At 49.6% G+C, this 25,371-nt stretch carries 15 protein-coding genes and 1 pseudogene; 1 reads left to right on the top strand and 15 read right to left on the bottom strand.

Annotated elements, in window-relative coordinates:
• Positions 1-74 precede the first annotated feature (74 nt).
• Positions 75-379 (top strand): annotated as a pseudogene (locus QE396_RS14785) (type II toxin-antitoxin system VapC family toxin); the annotation flags it as partial.
• Between the two features lie 45 nt (positions 380-424).
• Here QE396_RS14785 and QE396_RS14780 read toward each other — a convergent pair.
• The 15 genes from QE396_RS14780 to QE396_RS14710 all read right to left on the bottom strand — a co-directional run bounded on the left by QE396_RS14780 (position 425) and on the right by QE396_RS14710 (position 25,366).
• Complete coding sequence (locus QE396_RS14780) at positions 425-4,231, bottom strand: pcar (RefSeq protein WP_309951580.1); 3,807 nt, start codon at positions 4,229-4,231, stop codon at positions 425-427.
• A 561-nt stretch (positions 4,232-4,792) separates the two neighbouring features.
• On the bottom strand, positions 4,793-5,173 hold the full coding sequence (locus tag QE396_RS14775) for a DUF4354 family protein (RefSeq protein WP_309951578.1): 381 nt from the start codon (positions 5,171-5,173) through the stop codon (positions 4,793-4,795).
• A 308-nt stretch (positions 5,174-5,481) separates the two neighbouring features.
• Positions 5,482-5,712, bottom strand: a complete 231-nt coding sequence (locus QE396_RS14770) for a hypothetical protein (RefSeq protein WP_309951577.1) — start codon at positions 5,710-5,712, stop codon at positions 5,482-5,484.
• Between the two features lie 442 nt (positions 5,713-6,154).
• Positions 6,155-7,102, bottom strand: coding sequence for an omptin family outer membrane protease (locus QE396_RS14765; RefSeq protein ID WP_309951573.1), 948 nt, complete (start codon positions 7,100-7,102; stop codon positions 6,155-6,157).
• Between the two features lie 367 nt (positions 7,103-7,469).
• Positions 7,470-8,819, bottom strand: a complete 1,350-nt coding sequence (locus tag QE396_RS14760; protein ID WP_309951570.1) for an amino acid permease — start codon at positions 8,817-8,819, stop codon at positions 7,470-7,472.
• A 108-nt stretch (positions 8,820-8,927) separates the two neighbouring features.
• Positions 8,928-11,243 carry an Orn/Lys/Arg decarboxylase N-terminal domain-containing protein gene (locus QE396_RS14755; RefSeq protein ID WP_309951567.1) on the bottom strand — a complete coding sequence of 772 codons (2,316 nt, stop codon included), beginning with the start codon at positions 11,241-11,243 and terminating at the stop codon, positions 8,928-8,930.
• Between the two features lie 108 nt (positions 11,244-11,351).
• Positions 11,352-12,044 (bottom strand): helix-turn-helix transcriptional regulator, encoded by a 693-nt coding sequence (locus QE396_RS14750; protein WP_309951564.1) that lies wholly within the window; start codon positions 12,042-12,044, stop codon positions 11,352-11,354.
• Positions 12,045-12,469: 425 nt separating this feature from the next.
• Complete coding sequence (locus QE396_RS14745) at positions 12,470-13,030, bottom strand: hypothetical protein (protein ID WP_309951562.1); 561 nt, start codon at positions 13,028-13,030, stop codon at positions 12,470-12,472.
• Between the two features lie 66 nt (positions 13,031-13,096).
• A complete protein-coding gene (locus tag QE396_RS14740) occupies positions 13,097-14,584 on the bottom strand; it encodes a fimbria/pilus outer membrane usher protein (protein WP_309951559.1) in 1,488 nt (495 codons plus the stop codon).
• On the bottom strand, positions 14,571-15,530 hold the full coding sequence (locus tag QE396_RS14735; protein ID WP_309951556.1) for a fimbria/pilus outer membrane usher protein: 960 nt from the start codon (positions 15,528-15,530) through the stop codon (positions 14,571-14,573). Before QE396_RS14735 ends, QE396_RS14740 begins: the two co-directional genes overlap by 14 nt.
• A 30-nt stretch (positions 15,531-15,560) precedes the next feature.
• On the bottom strand, positions 15,561-16,232 hold the full coding sequence (locus tag QE396_RS14730; protein ID WP_309951554.1) for a fimbria/pilus chaperone family protein: 672 nt from the start codon (positions 16,230-16,232) through the stop codon (positions 15,561-15,563).
• A gap of 56 nt (positions 16,233-16,288) precedes the next feature.
• A complete protein-coding gene (locus tag QE396_RS14725; protein WP_309951551.1) occupies positions 16,289-16,969 on the bottom strand; it encodes a DUF1120 domain-containing protein in 681 nt (226 codons plus the stop codon).
• A gap of 107 nt (positions 16,970-17,076) precedes the next feature.
• Positions 17,077-17,577, bottom strand: coding sequence for a LuxR C-terminal-related transcriptional regulator (locus QE396_RS14720; RefSeq protein ID WP_309951548.1), 501 nt, complete (start codon positions 17,575-17,577; stop codon positions 17,077-17,079).
• 899 nt (positions 17,578-18,476) lie between these two features.
• Complete coding sequence (locus tag QE396_RS14715) at positions 18,477-19,055, bottom strand: hypothetical protein (RefSeq protein ID WP_309951545.1); 579 nt, start codon at positions 19,053-19,055, stop codon at positions 18,477-18,479.
• A 68-nt stretch (positions 19,056-19,123) separates the two neighbouring features.
• Positions 19,124-25,366, bottom strand: a complete 6,243-nt coding sequence (locus QE396_RS14710; protein WP_309951542.1) for a hypothetical protein — start codon at positions 25,364-25,366, stop codon at positions 19,124-19,126.
• Positions 25,367-25,371 lie beyond the last annotated feature (5 nt).

Here is a 25,371-nt window from a genome sequence, read left to right as displayed (position 1 = left end):
TCATTCATAATCTTCTCTATCAATATCAAAAAACTCCGCTATGTCTGTTAAACCCGTGGCGATTTAATACTCATCGTATTGTGGTCTCGATCATCACCTACTCCGAGATGCGCTTCGGCGCCACCGGCCCGAAGGCCTTGCCGCGCCACGTTCAGCTGTTTGACGCATTCTGTGAGCGACTTGATGCCGTCCTGCCCTGGGATCGCGCCGCGGTGGATGCGACCGCGGAGATTAAATGACGCTGCGCCTCGCCGGAACGCCGAACGGTCCGAACGACACGGCGAGCGGCGGGCACGCCGCCGGTGCCGTGCTGGTGACCAGTAACGTAAGAGAGTTTGAGCGGGTGCCGGGTTTGGTGCTGGAAGACTGGGTGAAATAATCGTGTCAGGCCGTCATCCGGCGGCCTGACAGTTTTTCAGCGATGTTAATCGTATCCCTTTTCACTGTTTCTGAATAGCTCTATACGGATACGTGTATCCTGATGAGTAAGTCTGGGCGGCCGGATAAATTCACATCTTCCCAATTGGTCGGCCAGCGCCCACATAACATCTGAATACACGATACTGCGGTGATTCTTTTCAGTAAGGAAAGCGGCATAATCAGGATGCCGGAACGTCTTTAACACCGACCTGATAAATGTCGGAGATGCCCTGCCATCTTTCAGGGACTGGATCAGCAGTGCCTGCTTCTGTCGGTCATCGGTCAGCTTCTCGGAGAACCTAATCAGGGCTTGCTGGCTTAGCAGTGGTGCTTCAGATAGCAGGGCTTCCTCTTTTTCCCAGAGCCAGTTCAGGATACGGATACAGATATCGTCAGCGAACTGACCGCCATTAAGAACTAAACGGGTAATCTCCCGATAAAACTCTTCATCAGCAAACAAAACAAGCTCGTAATGCTCACTCAATAATTCAGGACGAGCGCAGAGCAGCACATAAAGCAGTGGCGTCAGTTTGTCACCTTCTTCGTATAGTGCCTGATAAAGTTGTTCAAATACGGTGCTGGTTGGTGCCAGCCATTTCTGCTCGGTCAGTACCGCTGCATTATTCAGCGGTAAGTGTTCAGGAACATTAGTGAGAGATAATCTGAATGTCCTGGTTAAAACGACAAGCGCTTCTTTGCTGATATGTGCCGATGTTACTACCTTAATCAGTAATTGCGAGAAAAGTTCTTCGGTTAAAGGCAGCGTTTCAGCTGGTAACAAGGCATAATTACTATTGAGCCATTCGCAGAGAACATTGCTATCCACATCTGCATTCTCATCAAGCAAGGACATAAAATTCAGCCACAAAGGTGATACATGATTATGCTGAGCCAGCAACGAATATAAACTGGGGTGGTGATGAGTTACATCATCAACATCATTGCCTGTATTTGCCTCTCTGTTTAAAACGACCGATACATCCTCCAGTTCAAACTTCATATGTACTGTCAGATACTCAGCATCATCCCAGTCAACGAATGACAAATTAAGGAGTTCAGGAATAAGTGCCTCTTCTTCGGAGTGAATAAAAATATCACGAATAAACGATGAAAAGTTCTCATAAACAAATGCTTCAAGAGCAGGAATACGAAGCGACCTTATCGTTCCCATCGGCTTCCTGCGTAAAATTTCAATGCCGTTTTCTGCGTCATGCGTAAGTGACAAACAGAGATTTTGCAAGTTAAATGTTGAGTAGAACCACACATTTCCCCGTGCCACCGACTGCAGAATTTTCTTTCCGGAAGTACTTTGGACCAGCGGAATATGAGCCAGGCGACAGCCAGAAATCCGCAGATTTTCGCAAAAATTTTGAGCACAATCATCAGGAATGGCTGTTACGAGATTGAAGTCCATGTCGATAAGTCGCTGTAGTTCTTCGCGACCCTCGTGCGGGACGGAACGCCACTGTAGTGCCGGTAATGCCAGTAATAATGGGAGAAGACTACGTTCAGCTTCAGTATCATTCATGCCTGCAATCTGGTGGATGATAGTGGCTAAATGGTCATCACCTTCGGCCATTAGCCTGATATATCTCAGCTGTAGCGTGGGGTTCCATCGGGGGAAGATATCTTTTGCCAGTCTTACCAGCCGCTGTTCAGCGCCAGCCTCCATCTGCATACCCATGATAATCTTAAGCGAATCCTTATCATTGTATATAAGGTGCCAGAGGACCTGAGGATGCCAGGCATTGTCATGCATCAGCATGCCCAGCCCGCGCAACTTCGCCACGGTGTTATCGAAATTACTCAGTGGCATTTTAGCCGTTTCCTCTGGAGTTCTACCGGCCGTCACAGCTCTGATGAAGTTATTGTCTTCAGTGCTCAGACTACCTGGCATGAATACAGAACGGTATGCCATATAGTCAGTTGACAGATAACCATTAGATAAAAGGAAATACAGAAAATCGATTTGCCCGCCATTATCTGGAGATGTAATCCCGTTGTTTTCATCGGATGATATGCATTCTGCGGCCCAGTCGCTGAAACCCGTATTGCCCAACTTATCTATAAAAAAAGTAAGATCATACGAGAATGAATTATGAATCTCACTTTTGCTTTTGTTAATGCTTTCCTCTAAGCGAGCGATGTGTCCATCTGATTTTTTCTGAAGTCTCTGAATCCTTTCTTCATAATTATCCTTTATACACTGCATGTTTGATTTATCAATTACTGCAATGTTCACACCATATCCTTTCGGTCTGATGTTGACCAGATTATGATTCAGCAGTGAATAAAAAGAAGTCTCATTTTCGATCACATCTTCAAAGGTATAACTAACACCGTTATTCACCAAAAAATGTAATGTGGGCGCTGTAATCTCACTGATATATGGCTGAAGTAATTCTTTTCTTAAATCCTGTTCTGAGACAGTCTTCTCATTCTGTATCATGGCAAGTTCAATCTGCTGCCTGTTCATTATTTCAGAAAGTGTATTACAGTACTCCTCTCTTAATTTCCCTGATGTATACTCGTTAACAATGCTGTAAAGCATCCCTTTTTTGTTATCTATTGCATGATAATCTTCTGCACAAAGATTTTTGTAAGAAATCAGTGCAATCAGTCGCTTGATATCTTCTCCGTTATTCACAATATTCCGGTAAAGTCGAAACTCATTCGCAATATTATGCATGACACGCATGTCAGGTATGAACAGAGCCAGCCTGGTAAGGCAGTCTCTGAAACCATGATGTTTGAGTTCGTCAGGTGTAAATTTCCCCAAAAAATGCTCAGAAGCATTCTCACTGTCCATCACCGGGATCACCGGCATGACAAAATCAAAGAATTTAGTCCGTGACTCTGGCGTGCTGAAAAGATTATCCCTGACAGCGTAGATGAATCTGACCGGTTTGTCTGCCGGAAGACAGTTATTGATGAGCTGATTTATCTCACGAAGTTTGATGAAAATCGCGCCGTCGTTATGACGGTCCAGGTCCTCAAATATGACCACATTGTATTGCGTCTGTTCAAAAAAATAGACGATTTCATCAATGTACACATTGAGAAGAGAGGGGGCCGCGGGACGTGTAGAAATGGCCCCTTTAAGGACATCAATTTTATCAATACTGACGCGGCGGTCAAAAATCCCTGTACGATGCAGTTTTTTTAGTGCCAGGAATAAGCCAGAAAAAAGAAACATCCCGGCGCCAGCAACCCTGAGGACGAAAGGCAAGGCCAGGAGAAACTGACTCAGGTCTTTCGGGAAAGACAGCTTCGCACGGATGTAATCAGGAAAAAGAAAAAGCAGGCCCGTGGCCGTCAACGCCAGGATGAGTAACAGGCTGGCGGCCATCATGGCTATCTGACGCGCGCTGACGTCGGAAATGCGCTCCAGACGGGAATAGGGTAATGCACTTTTTTTCTCTTTGTAGAGTAACTGTTGCAGGATGCTGTATTCGATTGTTTTTTCTTCTGCTTTAGCCGCTTTTTTTTCAGCTGTATTCCAGTCGCCCCTGCTATCCCCCGTACCAGTATCTGCGGATGATGCCTGCTGCATTTCAAAATCAGCCAGAGATACGGTCATCACCCGGAAATCATTATTTTCTGCTTTTTCCCACGTCAGTAATACCGAGCTTTTACCTGCCCCATACGGGCCAGTGACGGCTATATTTCTTATATCAGGGCGGGAACAGGCAAAACTAAGAGCTTCAATATAACTTTGCGCCTTTTCATCCTCAATGACTGAGGGGGTCAGTGGTTCATAGGCGATTTGTATTTGTTCTTCCTGATCATCATCAACACCGACTACCGGCATCAGCACTTCCTCCCGGAATGGTCCTCTCATGTAGTTCACCCAACATTGTTTGTTTAACAGGCATTATATCGCCTCAAAACATAAAAGATAACAAAGGCAAAGTTCTGCAGGAGGTGGTTTTAAAGCTCATGGGATAACGAGATCCGACTTTGCCTTTTTCCGGATCTGCGAGGAATATGCTGAAGTGGCAGTAAAAATAGCCGGATGAGAACGCGGATGATGAAGACCTCCGTGCGGCGGCGCTGGATACTGTCCTTCCGGGCGGCACTGGCGCACTTCTACAGCGACCGGGGGAATAGTTTTAGCCCGGACGGGAAGGACGATTTAGAGACCGGCCTGACGGAGCGAGCCTCCTATGCTTGATGTAATAACTGCCAGATCGGAGGGAAGGCTGCTGGGCCTGCCGGAGAGTTCGTGTTTCCAGTTACTGAGTGTGATGTAACCGGGGCGGACGTTTTTATATTCGTTAAACCAGATAATCAGCCTGGCTGGCATCCGTACAGGACGCCGATAGCATACCGTTCATTGCTTCGAAAGCAGCCCGCAGGCTGCTTTATCAGGTTATTTACAATCGTCGGAGATCTTAACCAGAGCGGCTTTGAGGACTTCATCATTCTCAGAAGCAAACACAGCGATCCCTTTTACCGGTTTACCTTCTTTCAGGAAACCAGAGGTTAAAACCTCGTCAACAGTATCGAGTTTGAATTCTTTTTTGTCCGGAGAGTAAGCCTTCAGGCAAAGCTTTGATAAATCAACATTTTCTGCTGATAACTTTGCTATGGAGACCTCAAAGGATTTAGTATATGCAGTTTTATCAGCAATGGATATTGACCCCTGAGATTGTTCAGTGGCATATACAGCGATATTACGGGGAATGGAGGCGTTTGCTGCAAAGCAAAAACCGGCCAGAGTAAGAGATACAATTACGGTAGAAACCTTCATGTTAATTCCTTTTGTCAGTTAATTGTCTGAATGACTGTGCTTTTGCAAGAAACAGCCATCTGATAAGAATAAAAATCTCAAATTAAACTATGATTAACAGTACTTCAGGGGACCGAATAAGATATAAAGTGAACGCTTTTTTTCAGTTCCAGCTTCAAAGCCTCTGCCCTGGAATTTCTGAGGTGATGCGCAGAACTCCTTTATCAGATCGGTCGTGCAGGAATATCTGTGTGCCAGCGCTCTGCGGAAAACAGCCCGGTTACTCTTTACTGTAAAACCACGCCTTACTTTATCCATAATACATCATTTCATTTGTTGTTTATCCAGTAACTAGCTACACCAGTCTTATTAACATCTGCAGGATAATAAAGCATATCCGGAGTATCAATATCAGCGATACGACGCCAGAGGATAACCTGTAAAAGGTATTCAATCACAGGCATAAGAATCATGCTATAAACACCCCCCTGATAAAGAGAGAAACCGACTTCTCCTGGGCCTGTTTTATCATTTCCTCTTCGCTGAAAGTATGACGACAAAAATGACACCTCAGGGATTTATCTTCCCTTTGCGAACAGTCAGACAGCTCAATTTCGCTGAACTCTCTGCCACAGTCCGGACAGGTTAAAATAAACATTCACAATTCCTTTTACTACTTCTCTTTTAGTGAGAATACCACATTTATTAAGGAAAATGACCGTCATCGGAATTAATCAGGCGCATTCTTATAAAACAGGGAGAATTATCCTGGAAAGCGAGTAAGAGATATTTCCTGATGTTTCAGTACAGGATAGCCGGTGGTCTCAGAAGAAGGCATCGCTTACGGAAACACGGATCCAGTCCCCGTGAAATTCGGGTAAGGTGGATGCCTTATTTTTCTGTTTCATTAAAACTGTATTATATTCAGGGTATCGCGGGTGAAACGTCTGGACGTATGCAGTTAACCCGGTAGCACCGGAAGGGCAACCCGGCTAATGTGCATCAGAACGTATACCTCAGGCCGACAGTCGTCATAAAACTATAACTTTCAATTCCTGCACTATTTTTGTGGCTTTCTGAGGTGTTGTCAGTCCGGTCATATAGGGATGCATCCCCTTTTTTATTGGTGATACGGCTCCATGTCCCCTCTATGTAGACTTTCGCCTCCGGCGTGACGAAGTAACCTGCGTTTGCAGAAACAGAGTAGAAGCTCTGATTTTTGATTTTACTGCGGAATGTGATTTCCCTGCCATAATGCTCATCATTGTCAGTGGCGCGTACCCAGTCACTGTATTTAAATGAGCCGCCGAATTCAAACCTGTCATAACGATAACTGCCTGTCAGACCAATATAGGGCATTTTAAACCGTTGCTTGTACCCTATGACTCTTTCTCCTGTCGGGAACGTGCCTGTCTCATTCCGGAAACCACCGTCTTCACTGTAAATATACGAGCCTCCCGAGGCACTGAAGCTGTAACGATTTTCCTGATAGCCAGCCATCATGCCAAGGCGATAGTCTGTTTCATTAAGCAACCAGCCTTTTATAAACAGATCGTATTCATTAGCATAGTTAAGACGGGTACCCGGGTGTCTGCTCTCATCTGTCCATTGCCCCGGATTGCGCGAGTCAACCCAGTCTCTGTCTGTCATATCGCCCCCCCGGCTGTCCAGCGTGCTCCAGCCGGAAGCACCGACTGATATCCGGTCCATGACGTTCCAGTTAACTGCACCTTTGATAATCGCCGCGTTATTATATCGCCAGTCGAGCTGACTGATTTTTCGTCCCCCCTCATCCGGTTCGTAAACCCGTTCTTTCGTTTTTCCACTTAACGTCCCCATACTCATTTCAGCATCAATTTTTTCAGTGGAAAAAGAGTGACTATCAGTTGTGGCCTGTGCACTGAAAACGACAGGGGTAGTGAGTATTATTGCAAGAAGTTTTATCTTCATAATAGATTCCATTCATGTTCTAAAGCCTGTGCCATTTTTTCCTCTTTTATGTTAATCCTGTCAAGAAAGGATCCGGCCTCTGTTTATAACTGGTTTAAATGTCCGGTATGTTATTGTGACACCCATCACATAAGATATTTAAGAAATAATAGAATTATCCTGAAAATGATTCCTTTTTTACTGCAATTAATCGTAAAAAAAATTACTTCATTCAATTAAAAAGAACGTCTTACACTGAAATATTTAATTAATTTTTCATCCATTTGTATCACACATCAAAATGTGTCTTACATCCGGGGAAAGAAAAAGCTCCCCGCCGAATGGCGGGGATAACAAAAACAATTCAGTTCCGCGTATCTGAACAGGGCTAATCATCATCCAGATACAGTATTTTCACACCGTTTTTACTGCGACTGGCAGCTACCAGGGCGTATAACGGAATAGTAACCATCATCATCAGAACCCCCCAGAACATGGCGTTACTGCCTGAACCAAAAAGGGCAAACAAGCTGTACAGAACACCAATTATGGAGAGGAGACAGTAGGTGACGAAGACACGCCCTTTATTTAAAGATTTTGCCACCATAATCACGGGTAACGCAACCAGGGCATAAATATATGGAAGGAGTGAGGCAAAAACGGACATCAGAATAATGACCTGAAATTGTTTGGCCAGATTGGGTGACGCCGTGGTAAATAACACGACAGTCATCAGCACCCCGGTAAAAATGAGTCCTTTCATCGGTACATCATTTTTATTTACCTTAGCAAAGAATGCCGGAAATAGTCCTTGTCGGGCACCCGCCCTCGGAGCCTCCGACTGCAGTATGAGCCAGCCAGATATCGATCCGAAACAGGCTATGATGCTGAGGGCTGATACGACCTCACCGGCAAACTCGCCAAACATATAACGAGCAGCATCCGCAAAGGGGGCTGCGGAGTTAATGAGTTCACTGTGCGGAACCAGCCCCATAATTACCGTACAACTTGTGACATAACACACTGCAGCAATCAGTAATCCTAACACCGTCGCCCTGGGAACGGTGGATTCCGGATTTTCGACCTGCCCGCTTGAAACCACGGCAGATTCCACCCCCAGGAACCCCCATAACGCCAGGGAAGCCGCGGAGAAAATCGCAGACATGTCGCTGCCGTTTGTGCCGTTATACACTTCGCTGAACAGTCCCGGTTTAAACCAGAACCATCCGATAAAACCAGTTCCCAGTACCACAACAAGCATACAACATGCAGTAAATGACTGTGCCCGTCCCGCAACCTTTGCGCCTGCAGAGGCCAGAACAATAAAAGCCCACAGGATCACAATCGCGCTCAGAGAGCTGACGAGAGGATCCTTAAGGACCGGAAAAAAATAACTGAGGTAACCCACCCCGGCAACCAGCAGTGCAACATTGCCTACCCATGCGCTGATCCAGTAGCAAATTGTCGTCTGAAACCCAATAAAGGGGCCAAAAGCATCACTGGCATAGGCGATGATCCCGCCATCACGCGGGGTTATCATACTGTTCCGGGCAAAAACAAGTGCCAGGGCAATAACGCCAATAATGGTGATAATCCAGCCATACAGGGAAACAGAACCTATACCGGCCAGATTAGTGGGTAACATAAAGACGCCAGAACCCATCATATTTGAAGCGGTAACCAGCGTCAGCGCAGCCAGGCCCATTTTTTTTATTGAGCCAGTAGTATTGGAAACCATAATAATTCCTGTAATGTAAATTCAGCCCGTATTTTTCATGGGGGCCTGTGCCCCCGTTAAATTAGCCTGAATTCAGTTTATGAAGTGGTGACGGTAATGAAATAAACGTCAGATATTTTTTGTATGATCAGGATTTTCTTTAATACACCTGACCCAGTAAATACCATTTTCATCAACTTCCACTCCCTGTAATTCATGTTCAAATCCAGGAAAGCGCTGGCCAAAAGTCTGTAGTGCGAGGAGATAATTGATAATAGATTCCGTCCCGCCGCACATCTTTTCACCCGGCATAATGAGAGGAATACCCGGTGGGTAAGGGGTGATCATCACGCCCAGCGTACGGTTACGGATATTTTCAACCCTGACTCTTTCAGTCCGGTCTGAGATCAAACATTCATAGGCCTGTGAAGGCGTAAGAACCGGGATCGCTTCTGCCGCGCAGGCTTGCTCTGCCAGTCCGGCAATATCCAGCTCTCTGTTCGTACAATGAATAGCCCGGCATAAATCCCCCAGTCCCATGGCTGCATAGCCCGCAGAAAGGGCTGAGAGGTCAGGGAGCACATCAGCAAGCGGCGTATTGATATCATGATGATACTTAAACATCATCAGCATATCGATCAGGGTATTCCATTTCCCCTGCGTGGAGCCAAGCGCAAAAAGGACAAGGATCGTATAATCCCCGTTTCTTGCCGGTACAATACGCTGTGTGTCGAGGTATTTAACCACTACGGGGGCAGGGATCCCAAAATCCGTCATTCTGCCCTGCGCGTCCAGTCCCGGACACGTTATCGTGACTTTGAGGGGATCAAGCATGGCATATCCCTCCGGTAAATCACCAAAGCCGTGCCATGCTTCACCCGCCCGCAGGTACCAGCATTCTGGTGTGCTCGCGAGCAACTCAACATCAGCCTCATGAAAAGGTACAGATTGACCTTCATGAAGACACGTCTCAGGTTGCCAGATATCGAAAAACCAGTCTTCAGCGCCCTCTGATTTAATCCTGTCCGCCACGGCCACCATTGTCTTGCGGAAACTGATGGCGTCATGGATCGCCTCATTCATTATTGTTTTTCCGGCATTTCCTTCCATCATCGCGGTTGCCACATCCATTGAGGCGATAATGGGATAAAATGGTGACGTGGTTCCGTGCATCATAAATGCCTGGTTAAAGGTGTCATAATCCACGGGAGCCCGTTCATTACTGCGAATATGTATCATTGAAGCTGAAGAGAGCGCGGCCAGCATTTTGTGCGTTGACTGTACTGCATAGAGGGTCGGGCCATGCTCGCGGTTGTGCGGGACGCCCATAGCGAAACGTCCCTGATAAAGCGGATGGAACGCAGCATACGCATACCAGGCCTCATCAAATTTTATTCGCGGCACTGACTTGCCAAGCATCGCGGTAAGGGTGTCCACATCATAAATCAGTCCGTCATAGGTGCAGTTTGTGATGATGGCATAAACAGGATCCTGTTCCGGTTCCTGACTGACAAGGATACTGTCGGTTATGTGTTGGCTAATGGTTTTCGGGGCAAACTGGTCAGGTGATATCAGACCAATAATCCCAAGCCCATTACGGGCTGGCTGAAAATAGACGGGATTAGCCTGTGTGATGGTCAGTTCATGATTAACGGATTTATGACAGTTCCGGTCAACAAGGACAGTTTTATTTTTCAGATTTACAGAATGTCCGACAACCTGATTTGACTGTGATGATCCACCTGTCACGTAAAACGTTCTGTCAGCACCAAACAGCCTCGCCGCGCGTTTTTCCGACTCCCCGGGCGCACCTTTATGCTCGAGCCAGTCGCCCAATTCAGGCGTTGATATGCCGATATCCGCACGCATCAGATTTTCGCCAAAAAAGTTGATAAACTCACGACCGACCGGATGCCTGTGGTAGGCAACCCCGCCCTGATGCCCTGGGCAGTCCCAGTAGTACGGGCTGTCAAGCGCGTAATTCCTGAGTGCCGAAAAATAAGGGGGCAGAAGATTATCGATGTATTTTTTTATTGCCAGATTGATCCGCCCGGCAATGAACCCCGGCGTGTCTTCGCAGACATTAATGGACTCATGCAATTCCATGCTGATATCTGTGGGTAAAAGCCCGAGGGCAGGGGCAGACGAAGAAAAGAAAATGGGTATATTACCGTTTTTAGCCCGTACAGCCTGAATCACGTCCCGGAAGAATAAGGTCCTGCTGAGCGGAGCGTTGACACTGCAGTCATTGATGATAATGCAACCTGCGCCAGTTTCCTGACGGATCATGGCGAGAGCTGCTTCTTTTGTATGGGCCAGCATTGAATGAAGATTATATTTCTCAAGCTCATGCATCACATCATGAAAGAGAGCGCTGACATGGTTCTCCTCGCCCCCGTCAGAAAGGATAAGTACCGGATAATGAATGTTGTTTTTGCTGCTCATCAACTGCTTCTCCTGTATCTGATTTTGTCCCCGGGAAAGGGGACCACGGAGGAGCATACGATCTGAGCAATGTGAATACCCCGTACCTGAAGTACAGTTCGTCAGTTGTTATTGTCCTATGATGTACTGCGGTCGGGAGAATGCAGGGGGGATGTATACTTCCCAGTTTTTATTTCTGGCCAGTGACTGAAATTCACGTGTATTTTCACACTGGGTAAGGGAAAGGATATTGCTTTTATGGAATTTTATCGTTCTGAGGGACCGGCACAGCAGATCAGCCATTTCCTTTTCAGAGAGTCCGGACATCATCAGGCAGGCAACCTCCCATTCTTTAGCTGAAAACGGGCCTGGAGGGCAGGTGGTGGTCAGTATGCCTCCCCGTTCGCCTGTGATAAAAAATCGGGGCGTTACCATCCTGATGGATTTTATGTGACTGATGATACCTGTAAGATGGGCCTGGTTATCATAAAAAGGCATACGTTCGCATTCAAAAATACTGAGTGTTGCAACGGTATGTGGCGGAAGCACGCCGGTTGCCACCACTTTACGCATTTCTGTAGTGACCCGCCTGTCATGCACAGCGATCATGCGTTTAAAGGGAGAGAGCGCGCAGGCTTTACCATCCGCCCCTTTATCAAGAAGATGACTGTAAAGCGGATTCATATAAACTGGCTGGAGCTGGAGATTTTTTAAACACCATGCATCTTCGCTGCTTTCCCAGTTAATTAAAATTTGCTGTGGAATGGAAGGGGTTAGCGTTGTAATGGTGTCTGTTCGTTTATTTGGAATTTTACGATGCATACTTTCCCTTATGTTATTGTATATCAACAAGATAAGGGCGAGTTTAATTCAGTGCTTTATCTGTTCATAAAAAAAATGGAAACAGAATATAAAGAGTGATGTAATTATGACAGTTGTCATTTCATTACACTGGAATAATCACATTTAACCATTATAAATAAGGAACAGCCGGAGAAACTGACATAATATATAAGAGTGAATGATTCAGTACTTTACTGACCACAGTAAAGTACTGAATGGCAGGCCTGGGCCGGAGCGTAATTCAGGCGGTGTTACCCCCGCAGAACCCCCGCCTGTTACCTTCGGAGGATTTTTTCAGTGGCGAGGTAACCCTTCTGGCCCGTTAAAAACCTGGCGGTTCAGGGTAGCATGAAGGGACTACAGGAATCTGCCGGCTTTATGACTTTACTTCTCGGGCATACCAGTTACTCCAGCCTCAGGGTGAGGAGTGACTGTCCGTTATACGGACGATTGAATGTTACCCTGCTTTCATCAATTTCTGGCTCTGCTGTCAGGGTAAACGTCAGTTGCTTGCCGGTAACCTCTCCGCCTCCGGTCGATACTGTAAAATAATCTCCAGGATTTAACGACAATTCCGTAACACCATCAGACAGAGAATGATAATTCCCCTCCAGACGATTAAGGAGAACAGGCTTACTGTCCAGTCTGGTATCCTGAATTTTTATACGAATCGCTGCCCCGGCCCCCCATGCGAACTGTCTCCCGGTGGCGTTACCCGCAATGCTCATGATCATATTTTGCGGATAGCGGCATACCACACTGATGTTGATGTTCCGTTGGCCCGGCGATAATTTACCCCGGCTATTGATGGTTAATCCCGACCGGGTCCGTGTGCCAAAATCTATTCTGTTCTGGGCTCCTGTTACCAGGCAATCCTGAGGAAGGGGAGGTTGTGGCGTACTGCTGGCGGCACAAACCCACATCAACAATATTCCTCCCAGCAATCCCGGAAATACATGTGTCATGACTGTGTCCTGTCTGTAATTAAGCATAGTGCGTTACTTAGGCGTTCCTTCTTTCCCCGCTTCCTGTTATTCATCCTTTCCTCCGGACAGTACGGGTCTGCATATGGCCTCTGTTGTTTCATACAATCCTGCATCAGGCTGTACACGGGAGGGCAGAGCGGTTAATGCCATCATGCATTGTCGACCTTCAGACAAACTGACCAGAAGCTTCATTTCTGGTCTTGCATCCGGGATAAACAATGTTCCGTCATCACCTGTTACCGTTATGAATTTATTAAGATCATCATAAACACCCATTCTGCCGGGTAATGGCTGACCAGAAACGTCCTGAGCTTTGACAAGGACACGTCGTGTTGAAACGATACCGAAATTCACCTCCCTCACCGCGCCGCGTGCCACGGCGATTTCTTCAATCCCGTTGATGACATCCATGTTGTTCTTTAACGAGACAGTATCAATCTGCAGCGCTGACTTATTCCATGCAGCCATGGAAGGTACAACAGCATATCCGTCACGATCTGTTCTGACGACACCACTTGTGGTGTCAATTCTGATCCCTTCCTGCCGGCCAGCCTGCACCACGGCAAAAGTATCCTCTATGCGGTACGGAGAGAGGATTAGCCCCTTTTTGTGCAGGATGGCTGCACCACTTCCCTGCAGGGAGAGGCTACGGTATCGTTCTGAGTCATAACTCGCATTTCCACTGAGCTGACTCCATGACGTCAGGTGATTTACGCCAGCAGATAACGAACTGGCTCCGTCGTTACGGGAATGGTCTGCTGAAATATTCCATGATGTATCTCTGGTTTCACGGCGGGTTAAGCGGGTTCCGTAACGGGTGTCTTTTCCACGGTTGTTGACCCAGGTGCTTATCGAGGTTGCTTCACCCAGCGGCATCTGCCAGGAGGCATATAACATATCCTCCCTGCGGTGATTAATGCTCCCTTCATTTCTGCTGGCGGTGATACTCAGATACCCCTTCCCGGCTTTTCTGGTCCAGCCGAGCTGGGCATAATCGCTGTGCCTTCCGTCGCGGTATTCACTTCTGGTCCACGACAGTGAAAAACTTCCAGCCAGTGCGTGATACCAGCTGACAGCGGAGCCATACTGCAGGTGGTTTCTGGTACCGCCCTCATCCGAAACCATGGTTTCGCTGAAATCACGGTATCCGCTGTTACGCAATGCTCCGTTCAGGTTCAGTGAAACATTTTCTGCCAGCGTTCTGGAGAATGACAGCGATGACATTGCGCCGTGATGTTCGCCTGCAGTCATCAGGACTGAGCTAAAAGAAAATGCCTGTCTTCCTGACGGAATATCGCTGGTTATTCCTGCGGACTGGTAATGTGGGGAATATAAAAAATCTGTCTGAATGCCTAACCGGGGAGAGGCCTGCCAGCCACGGGAAAATGTCATCACCATGGGATGCTGACGATAACCTTCCTGCTCCCAGCGGCCAATGCCCCATGCCATACCGGGTGTAACCCTGCTACCGCCAGCCATATAAGCCGGAGCGGGAACGGAATACTCCTGACGCAGTCCGTCACTCCCTGTCATATTTACCTGCAGATCCGTGTGTGGTATTCAGCAGGGCGAAATTACTGAGCGTGAATGGCCCGGCCGGGACCGTGGTACTGTTCAGTAGTACGCCAGACTGACGAATTTCGACGACAGAAGGCGTTCCGGCAATGCCGGTTACTACTGCCACTCCCGAATTTTTGTACAGGGCATTTTCAGGGGTAAACTGAGCACCTAAAATTCTTCCGACACCGAGCGTGTTACCGCTCAGCGTAAATAGCCCGGTCCGGAATCGGGTTTTAAGATCATAAAGCGTTCTTTCTGCCCAAAGACTGTGATGCCGGAAGCGTACGGTATCATCCGAGTGGGTCCAGTCCTGGCTGCTGCGGACTATCCAGTCATTGGCATTAAATCCAGCTTCAGTCTGCATTTGCCAGAAACTGAAACGGCTGGCAGAGGCCTGACTTACCAGGTACTGTCCCGTATAATTAAGCATGCCTGCCGTTCCGCCATGTTCCCAGTCTGTATAATCGGTCTGATCGGCAACTGCATTTTCCGGAACCAGCATTTCCAGCGTGTTAGTATCCGGGTGTAATGTTATTTCGCTCCGGGGCCACAGTTCTGAAGACTTAATACAGTTCCGGGATGTATCAAAAGGCAATTTCCCGGGTAAGCGAAGCCCTGCTTCCCGAAGCAGACTGGCGGTCACACACAGGTTTCCTTCCGCGCCAAATTTCGCCGTTACCTGACCGTGTGGATGTCCATTGAGGATCAGATCGACACGGGTAGTGCCTTCCGGAAACCGATTGTCTGTCTGAAATTGTGTGGCGATGCGGGGGTCAAACCCCCTGTTGCGGATCACCTCAGTGTCAAAAATAATATTACGGGACTGTGCAGTTGCGATGCCTTCAATAAAAATACCAAAAAGGGTAAATATGGCAGCCAGGAAAAAATGAAATAATAAGTTAAGCAGTTTAGTGTTCACACTTATGGTTCCAGTGGCGCATCCCAGCTCTCAACGGTAAATCCCCAGGTTGTGGCCGGAGAAATATGTATCAGCTCCCGGGGCAGAGGGCGTTTCCTTGCTTTCCAGTTTCAGTGAAATCGTTTCTGAAGGCAGAATATATGTCCGGTTAAGATTCCAGCGTGTGTTATCCGGTCGCGTCTGCACCAGCTGAGCCAGCCTGACCACATACGGTGACGGGTTAGAAACTGACAGAATATTATTCCGGTACGTCCACTTCAGTAATTTCCAGGGCGTATTATTGCGCGCAAGACCAGCAGGGCGGATCACAACAGGTAAATTTTGTGTCACACTTAACCGGACACGATTATCTCCCTTATCTTTTGGAGGAACGCCTTCGAAAATAACACGTCGCAGCCGTTCTGTTTTTAGCGGTGTCTTACTTGTTAGCAGAAAACGTACCATCTGTTTTTTCCCACCATCGACCCGAATTGCCGGTGGGGATATCTGGATAATTTTTTCTTTATCTTCCGGAAGAGATTCCACAGAGGTTAATAAAAGTGCAGGGCTATTGTCCGTATTCGTAACTATCGTTGACGTTTCTCCTTTATTTTCCTCCAGAACAATGACAGACGTATCAGGCAACATACCTGAGGCAAAGGATGAAATACTTATACAGTAAAGCAGGAATAACAACATTGCTCTGACAGCCAACAAAAACATGAGGCATCCTTTTGAAACAGGAAGTAAAAGCGGGCCGCCAGCGGCCCGCATAAACATTACAGGTAGTACAGCTGAACAGTGACAGAACCATCCATCTTAACCGGGGATGACAGATCGAGGCTGGACGCCGGAGAAATTGCCGGAGTGACGCTGATTGTACCCGTCATGGTCGTGAAAGCTTCCGGAGCCAGCGAACCACTTTTTGCCCAGGAAAACAGATTCTTGTTGCTGGTAAACAGGGTTCTGTTGTATTTAACCCAGGATGCGCCCATATCCTTTGAAAAAATGGAGTCAGGGGCATTATCGGTATCCAGTTTGACCGTATCCGCCGGAATCGAGGCGTGATAAGCACCAATTTTGTTCCCGGCAGCATCAAGACCAAGACCCATTGGCGTACTGGCAGCATTCATTTTCATGCCCTCAAGGACCTTACCCAGCGGAATATTTTCAGTGCCGGCACGGTTATCGGTGGTCTGAAGAGCGACTTTAGTGGAAGCATCACAAATAATAGAAATACCCGTTGTCTTGGACGGTAAAACAGTGAAATCATCCTTACTCAGGGACGAGGCAGGAATATTTCCGTAATCAAACACATTACCCCCGGCAAGGTTCGCCTTACAGGCTGCAGGTGTGATATTACCGACAACACTGATATCAAATGAATCACTGGCAAATGCCTGAGAGGAAGCCAGAGCCAGCAGAGCTGAAGCGGAAAAATGCGCAAGAGATTTATTCATTTTAAACCATCCTTAATTGATTTACTTTATGGTGAACGCATGACTTTAATTGAGAATTCAATACAGCGTCATGCGGGCTGTTAAAAAAAGACTATCATCTTAATAAGCTATAACTGAGCGAGGCGATATTTAACCAGTAACTCCATATTAGTTCTGACATTTAATTTTCGCATGGCAGAGCGCTTGTGAGCACTAATGGTTTTTATACTGAGCCCGGTTTTATTCGCAATCTCTTTCGGACGCATACCATCACTCAGCATATGAACAATCTCCTTTTCATTACCAGATAGCATTATTTTCTTCTCATTATCCGAACAACGCCCCGTAAGCGCATAATTTATCAATGCGGCGCATATCACCATCATTGCGACCTGACTGCTTACTGTGGCATCAATGAAACAAAGGTTGTTGTGATTAGGTATTCTGTTGAAGACTCGCTGGTATGACTCCGTTCCAAAAATAAAACAGGGGAGGCTACCGGATGTCTTTTCCAGCATGGGCATTATACTTTTCAGTGTCAATGGCTCCTCAGAAAAGACCCATACAGATACCGTAATTCCGGAATCAATTATCCCTCTTAATTCACGGCTGACTTTCTGAAAGATCAACGATACACCATGTAAAAAAAATTCGTCAGAACCATAGCAATTAACATTAAAGATATCACACCCTCCATGGACAGATATGGAACAAATAATGAGTGCATCTTTCAAACTTCGTTTAATTAAACAGATCCGTTGGCCTCATAAAGCGAGGCTAACTAAAGAGCACTCTCCATAGGCACGTAATATCGTTAATCTGTGAATGAATCGTATATGCTTCATCGAATATCACAAAGACGGTAATATCGATCATTATGACTTCCATTGATAGCCACCATCAATTGAAGCGCTTTAATTGATCGCTGTAATTGATGTTCTTTCGACGCATTTATTTTTCAACTCATTGAATAAATTGATAAAAAACAAGAAAACATTTGCCTTTCATAATTTATAAATAACTTTTATAAAGCAGGCTGAAAAGAAACTGGCTTCTGATTTCTGTTACGCTTTCGTGTCTAATCCCGGTAAATCATAAGGATTAATCTTAATTTTTTGTTCAGATGTTCCGGTATGGGTAAATTAATTTCTTTTCAGATTATAAGATAATTCTCTTAAATGAAAATAAAGAAACAAAAATAAAACAAATTATTAACACGTGTTGTGTTGTTCATTCCGATGAAACCAGACTCTCCTTTTTTACGCTAATTAGTATATGGTCAACTGACCCCGCGAGTAGGATGTATGGCTGGCACTGGATAATTGATATGTCAGGAGGGGGTGATTGTGGTAAACGGAATTTCGTTTTATTTCTTGCATTATGACGCGTCTTAAAGGGGTATAACTGACCACTCTAATCACGCTTATATGAAAAAAGCCCACGTCAGTGGGCAAAGGGGAATAAAGCGTGTTGTCTACGCACCTGTTATCACACAGGCTCTGGCGGCCTGATTAAGGAGAGTCCGGCGTCAGTGCTTTTGTCCTGACGGTGCGTCTTTTTTCTTCTCCGGTGCCGGTGCTTCCGGCGGGGTGACACTCACCGCCGGCACCGTGCCGAAGGTGGCCTTTTTCTTTTTCATCCGCGTCAGGATGTCATCCGTGATGTTGACGTCCTCCTGCCAGGCAATGGCGGCGGCGGAAGGAAGCACCACCGTCCCCGGATGTTCACTCAGCCACTCCCGCGCGGTCAGCGCCAGGACGTCGCCAATGGCCTTGTTGACGGCCTGCTCTTCCGCCTGATACTGCAGGTTCAGACGCTGCACCCCGTTCTCCAGCGCCGGGCGGGAAGGGTGAGATCCCTTATCCCCGTAGACCGCATCCAGGGACTTTGCCCCCGCCTCGAGGCTTTCGCGGACCTTCTGAAGATGCGCGCGCCCTGCCTCAGAGGGGGCCGACTCGCGGTAAATTTTATGAGTGTCAATCACGGCTATTCCTTTCATTACGCTGTCCTTTTTCATCTCATTCGCTTTCGTGTCGCAGCCGGTCGCCAGCATGACCAGGCTCAGGGTCATCACGGCGGCCAGGCAGGTATTCAGTACGGTATTCATTACATCAGCTCATTATGGTCTGTCAGAAGAGGGGAGGCCGGCGGCCTCCCCGGTGGTACGGCGCGCCGTCAGAAGCGCACGTTGTAGTTCATCATGAACCCCTTGTCCTTAATGCCGTCTTCCTGCCACTGGAAGGCGTTCACCGACAGCACCTTATTGTCCTGACTGTAATTCACGCCCAGTTCGGCCACGCCGTTCAGCCCGCCGCCCTTCTGGCCGTCATCCAGGTTAAAGTTAACGCCTTTCGCACCCTGCAGAGAGCCCGTACGCTGGCTTTTAGAAAAGCTCAGGTTCGGGCCGCCTTCCAGGCTCGCCGAGGCGGACCAGCCGTCTTTTCCGGCGTAGTCCAGCTTCAGGCCCACCACGCTGTCAACCGCCGTCTCGGTGCTGCTGCTGAGCGCCAGGTTGAAGTCACCCGCCCCGCGCTCGTGCAGCGCCCCGTTCACGGTATGGCGCATTTTGAGCCCCAGGGACGGGGTCAGGTTCAGCCCTTCCGCCAGGGTAATGTGCTTACTGCCTTCCGTGCGCAGCTCCATATACTGCTGGCTGTTGCTGGCATCGGCGACGCGGCTGGTATTGCCGTAGCTGATGCTGCGGCTGCTCTTCAGCTCGTGACGGTCATAGCGCAGGCTGTTCATCAGGCTGTAGTCATCCCCGAGGTTCAGGGTGTGCTTCAGGCCCATGAACTGGCTGTAGCCGCCCGTCAGGCCGTTATCGCCGGCCTGGCGCGTGCCATTGCCGTTCAGGCGGGCCATACCGTACTCCAGGCCGACGGACTGGTGGTCGTCCAGCGCGAAGGACTGCTTCAGGGCAAACATGTCATAGCGCACGTTGTTCCCCATTTCGGCGCGCGTGTCGTTGCGGGAAATCACGTTGAACGCCAGGCCGTTGCCCATGTCCGGTGCCTCTTCCGACAGGCGGTCAAAGCGGGACGTCAGGATGCGGGCATCGTTGAACGCGGACGTTGCCTGCGAGCCGGAAATCTGGCGCAGGGCGCGGCTCAGCTCGTGCGCGCTCTTCAGGTTCAGGCTGGTGAACAGGCTGTTACTGGTGTATGCCCGGTCCAGCGCGTCAGCCACGCTGGCCACGCCCTTATCCTGCGCCACGTCGGCGTAGTTGTTTTTGGTCAGGGTCACGTCCACGTTGCCGCGGTCATTCAGGCCGGACTTCGCCGACCAGACCACGCTTTCTGAGCGGATGTTTTCAGCACCCTCGATGTTTTTCCCGGTGACCACGTCATTAAAGGTCACGGCGCGGGCTGCGCTACCGGCGGTGAAGCCCGTGTCCACGGTGACGTCCTTCAGCACGGCATTGCTGGCCTGCAGGCGACCGGCATAGCCGCTGGCGGTGGTGCCGATGGTGTAGCCTTCAATAACGTTTTTCGCCACCGTGCCGTCAGGACGGGAAGGGCGGGTATAGCTGGTGTGCACCCCGCTTTCAATCGCGGAGGCCAGCTCCGGCTGCTTAATGATGCCCGACCCGGTCACGCCGTCGGCAATCACGACATTCCCGTTGTTGATGATGCGGCCGTTCGCCCCCTCCCTGCTGAACGCAAAGGAGTCGTTCGCGAAGATGCTGATGGTGCCGTTGTTTTCCAGCACCGCCTCTTTACCGGCATCGCTGCCAAGGCGCATGGCCACCATGCCGGTGTCCGTGGTGCCCGCGGTCCCCAGGCTGATGGTGCCGTTGTTGATGGCTTTACCGTCAGCGCTTCCCACGTGCATGCCGACGGCTCCCGTGCCGGAGAGATTCATCGTGCCGTCGTTTATCGCCTGACCCGCCGTGCCGCGCAGTCTGAGTGCGGCATTGTCACTGCCTGTGGCCGTATAGCTGAGCGTACCGGCTTCTGAGTTCCAGAACGAGGCGCGCGCATGGTCTGAATCCATAATCATGGCGCCGCTGTCACCGTTCGCGATGGTGCCGTCATTCACCACGGTGGCGTCATCGCCGACCAGACCAAACAGGGTGTTGTTCTGGCCGCTGACGCGCGTAATGTTCCCCTGGTTCAGGAATCCGCCGCCGTTGAACGATGAACCACCGGCAAACACCATATCGCCCTGCGCGCCGTTGATAACGGTGCCGCCGGTGCTGCCCGGGAAAACGGCCGTAATGGCCTCGTTAAAGGTCACCACGTTGCCCGCATCACCGCCGTTAACTATCACGTTCGGGTGTGGGGTCGTATCCGGCAGCGCCGGGCGGACAAAATCAGCGTGAACGTCATGCTCAATCCCGCTTTCGAGTCCCGGCTGCTTAATGATGCCGGCCCCGGTCACACCCTCGGCAATGACCACCTGCCCGTTGTTAATGATGCGCCCGTTCGCCCCCTCTTTGCTGAACGCAAAGGAGTTGCCGGCATTGATGTTGATGGTCCCGTTGTTCTCAATGACCGCCGCGGCCGTGGCGTTTTTATCCAGCTTCATGGCGATAAGCCCGGATGAGCCGTCGCCGCTTACCCCCAGATTGATGGTGCCGTTGTTGACTGCCCGGGAGTTATTTCCGACATAAATGGCGACGGCGTCTTTACCGCTGACGTTCATTTCGCCGTCGTTAATGAATACGGAGTCAGTTGACCACGGATTGGCGGCGTAGCTGCCATTGCTGCCGTTCTGAAGCGTAATCACGCCGTCCGTGGTGTTCCATACGGTCGTACCTGTGCCGGCCTGACCAATCATATTGATTTTGCCGGTGCCGCTAATTTCCCCGCGGTTAATCAGCAGTGGGGTGTTATTATTCTCAAGCCACAGGCTCCCCGCGCCGTTCACCAGAACGTGACCGCCTTTTTCGTTAATCAGGGTTCCGCTCAGGTGCACTTTGTTTCCGGTCTGAAGCGTACCGCCCTGCTGATTAACCAGCAGGGTGCCGGCATCAACCCACATATCGCTGCCGGAGGGCACGTTAATATTCCCCTGGTTAAATAAAGTGGAGCCTGACTGGACATCAATACGGCCATTTATGGTGCCGGTATTCTGCATATGGCCGTGGTCTGAAAGAGTGGTTATCCCTCCGCTGATATGTCCGCTGTTATTCAGATTGCCCCACTTCGTCACCCCGATATTACCCGTCACCTTACCTTCAGCACCATTATTCAGGGTGTCGGCAAAACCGCCCAGAGAAACGGCTCCGGCCAGCACGCCCTGGTTATTCAGCACGGATTCCTGCCCGCCCGAGGTGATAGCACTGTTAATCACGCCGGTGGCGTCGTTGGTCAGCACGTTATTCGCCAGGCCGAGCGCGCCACCCGTGACGGTACCGGCATTGCTGATGGATGCCCCTTTAAAGATATAGGCCGCGTTTTCAAAATCACGCGACTCACCCTGCGCTGCCAACACGTCGTCGTCTTTGACAACTTCACTGAGCGGCACATCGCTGCCCGGGTTCCACTCAGCCGCATCCTGGCAGGCCGCATCGCCGATGCAGATTTGCCCCAGGTTAACAATTTTACTGTTGGCGTTGCCGTCCTTGTAGAACGGGCGGGCAATCGGGCCTGAGCCATCGGCGGTCAGGGCGTTTGCGGCGGCAGTGATGATGATTTTGCCGTTTTCGCCGTTGATGACGGTACCGCCCTCAATGGCCACCATGCCGTACAGCTGGTCATGACTGTCGGTGATGCCCGGCGCAACGTCCAGAATTATGGTGCCCTGGTTGGTAACCAGTGACGCATTCTGGGCACCCATCATCCCGACGCCGCTGTTGGTAACGGTGATGGTGCCCTCGTTAACACTGGCAGTTGAGCTATTACGCCCCATAAAAGCAACGCCCAGCCTCATTTTGTCCGTGTCTGCGGCGAAACCATCCAGCTCCCGGGGGTTTACGCCATTGATGTAGCCGTTCAGCGTGATAACCCCTGAATTAAGCGCATTGCCACGAGAGGAGCCTGACAACATGCCAAAGGCTGGGCCGTTTAATTCTATTTTCCCCTTATTGATGGCGATTTCATCCACTCCCATTGCCAGGATGGAACTTCTGCGGCTCATCGTGTAAGAGGCTGTTGCTCTATAGTCACCAGGATTAATATTTGCGTAAGCCTGTAATATTCCCGATTCGGAATTGATAATGGAGCCACGTTGTGCAGACAAAAGCGCGCCTGATATACCATAAACATATTTTCCATTGTTATCTCCTTTGATGATTCCGTTGTTTATAAAAGAAGATGAGATACCTTTATATACCCGCACGCCAGCCCTGCTCCCGGTTGCATCAATCACCCCATTATTTATAATCTCACCTCCGGAAACGCTTCCAATCAATGTATTTCCAAAAATTGGCATTGCATTAACATCCTCAGGAAAATCTGCTCTGGCTGTAATATGAGAAGTCTCAGAGAAAACAATCCGCCCTCCCTCAATGTTGAATAAACGCAATCCAGTACCATCAGAGCTAAAAGACTCAATGGAGCTTTTGCCGCTTACAATAAGCGTATTATTTCCTAAGACCGAAATGCGTGAATCACCGTTCCATCCTGCAGCCATATTTTCCATATTTATGCCTGCCTTAAGTTCAATCAGGTTATTGTCACCATGAACACTCAGGAGATTATGTTTTACAAAATCACCATCGGATCCAAACTGAACATAGTAGTCAGGGTCGAGAAACGTTGAGCTCAGCACCCCATCAAGAACAACGTGGTTGTTGCTCCCCGACACCTCCAGGCCCGTCATCACCCAGCTTTTTTCCGCCATATGGTTAATCCCCGTAATAGCCTGCGTCATCGGGGAGTTGGTGAGGGAGAGATTGCCGGTAATGTTCACGGTGTTGCCTTCACCACCCACGCTGACGCCCTTCGCTGCATCCAGCACACCTGGGTCAGCCTTACTGGTGCGCAAATCCACGTTAATATTCCCGCCCAGGGTGACGGTGTTGTTCTGCCCCTGAATGTCGGCCGCCTGACCCAGGTTATGAACGGTCCAGTCGCCCGTGTTGCTGAACACGCCGTCGCTGCCGGTCATGCGCACGCCCATTGAGCCCGCGTCTTCCACGCTGACTTCAGAGGTGTTTTTAACGGTTGCGCCATTACCGGAGATGTCAAAGCCGGTGGCGGCATTGGTCACCTTCATCACGCCGTTCTGGGCGGCATTCGCGCCGTCGCCCGTGATGCGCACGCCGGTTGAGCCGGCCCCGTCGACCGTCAGCGTCCCGGTATTTGTGGCGGTACCCTTCTTACCGTCAATGGCTATGCCGGTCCCGCCGTTGCGCACGTCGATGTCGCCGTTAACGGTGGCGGTACCGTTGTCGCCCTTAATCAGAACGCCGCTGGCGTTGTCCACGTGAACAGGGCCGTTTACCGTGGCACTGCCGTTCTGGCCGCTGATTTTTGCCCCGGTGGCGGCGTTTTCAGCGCGAAGCTCGCCATCGATGACTATCGCGCTGCCGTCACCTTCCATGAGCGAGCCCGTACTGCCTTCACCGGAGACGGATGCGCTGCCTTCCTGATGGAGGGTGTTGCCCGTGCCGGTGACCTTATTACCTGTAGCCCCCTGGGAAACGGTGTTGTTCCCCTGCTGCTTAACGGTGTTGTTGCTGCCGTTAACCATGAGGCCCGTCGAACCCTGCTCAGCCACGTCCAGATTGCCCTGGCTTTCAATGGTGGAATCGACCACGTTATCCACCACGGTACCGGTGGCCGCGCCGCGAATGGTGGAGTCACCCTCAATGGTGACATTAAGTTTGTCGCCTCTGGCATCAATATAGTTACCCACCTGGCCGTCACTCAGGCTGCCGGGTATTTCGACCTCCATATCATGAATAACCGGCTTGTCGCCATTGCCGTCACCGCCGTTGCCGGTGTTGCTGTCGCCGCCGTTGCCGGTGTTGCCGTCACCGCCGTTGCCGGTGTTGCTGTCGCCGCCGTTGCCGGTGTTGCTGTCGCCGCCGTTGCCGGTGTTGCTGTCGCCGCCGTTGCCGGTGTTGCTGTCGCCGCCGTTGCCGGTGTTGCTGTCGCCGCCGTTGCCGGTATTGCTGTCACCACCGCTGCCGGTATTGCTGTCACCACCGTTACCGGTATTGATGTCACCAGATGTCCCGCTGGCATGGTGGCCATCATGGCTTCCGAGACCGGAAAAGCCTGCGCCCAGCCCGACAGCCGCCACGAGACCGGCAAGCCATTCAGCCTGCTCGTCAATCCAGCTTTTTTTATCAGCCCTGGCACACTGCGCAGGGAGGGCATCAATTTCAGCCCTGCTCAGCACGCCAAGGTCTGCAGGACAGTCCTGACGGGCTTTATCCTGAGTGATATCAGAAGGTGACGCATAGGTATTTGAACTGAGCGCAAGCGTAATACTCAGCGCCAGTATTTTCTTGTTTGCGGAAATCATATTTT

The organism is Enterobacter sp. SORGH_AS_0287 (assembly GCF_031453695.1).
Classification (GTDB): domain Bacteria; phylum Pseudomonadota; class Gammaproteobacteria; order Enterobacterales; family Enterobacteriaceae; genus Enterobacter; species Enterobacter ludwigii.
Note: the sequence above shows the minus strand (reverse complement) of the source record. Positions and strands in the feature narration are given on the sequence as shown.

Bases quoted from the DNA above. Each gene is read 5' to 3' on its own strand.
- QE396_RS14745 (WP_309951562.1), bottom strand. From the start codon at position 13,030: ATGACACATGTATTTCCGGGATTGCTGGGAGGAATATTGTTGATGTGG.
- QE396_RS14725 (WP_309951551.1), bottom strand. From the start codon at position 16,969: ATGAATAAATCTCTTGCGCATTTTTCCGCTTCAGCTCTGCTGGCTCTG.
- QE396_RS14715 (WP_309951545.1), bottom strand. From the start codon at position 19,055: ATGAATACCGTACTGAATACCTGCCTGGCCGCCGTGATGACCCTGAGC.
- QE396_RS14740 (WP_309951559.1), bottom strand. From the start codon at position 14,584: ATGACAGGGAGTGACGGACTGCGTCAGGAGTATTCCGTTCCCGCTCCG.
- QE396_RS14750 (WP_309951564.1), bottom strand. From the start codon at position 12,044: ATGCATCGTAAAATTCCAAATAAACGAACAGACACCATTACAACGCTA.
- QE396_RS14755 (WP_309951567.1), bottom strand. From the start codon at position 11,243: ATGAGCAGCAAAAACAACATTCATTATCCGGTACTTATCCTTTCTGAC.
- QE396_RS14780 (WP_309951580.1), bottom strand. From the start codon at position 4,231: ATGCCGGTAGTCGGTGTTGATGATGATCAGGAAGAACAAATACAAATC.
- QE396_RS14730 (WP_309951554.1), bottom strand. From the start codon at position 16,232: ATGTTTTTGTTGGCTGTCAGAGCAATGTTGTTATTCCTGCTTTACTGT.
- QE396_RS14765 (WP_309951573.1), bottom strand. From the start codon at position 7,102: ATGAAGATAAAACTTCTTGCAATAATACTCACTACCCCTGTCGTTTTC.
- QE396_RS14775 (WP_309951578.1), bottom strand. From the start codon at position 5,173: ATGAAGGTTTCTACCGTAATTGTATCTCTTACTCTGGCCGGTTTTTGC.
- QE396_RS14710 (WP_309951542.1), bottom strand. From the start codon at position 25,366: ATGATTTCCGCAAACAAGAAAATACTGGCGCTGAGTATTACGCTTGCG.
- QE396_RS14760 (WP_309951570.1), bottom strand. From the start codon at position 8,819: ATGGTTTCCAATACTACTGGCTCAATAAAAAAAATGGGCCTGGCTGCG.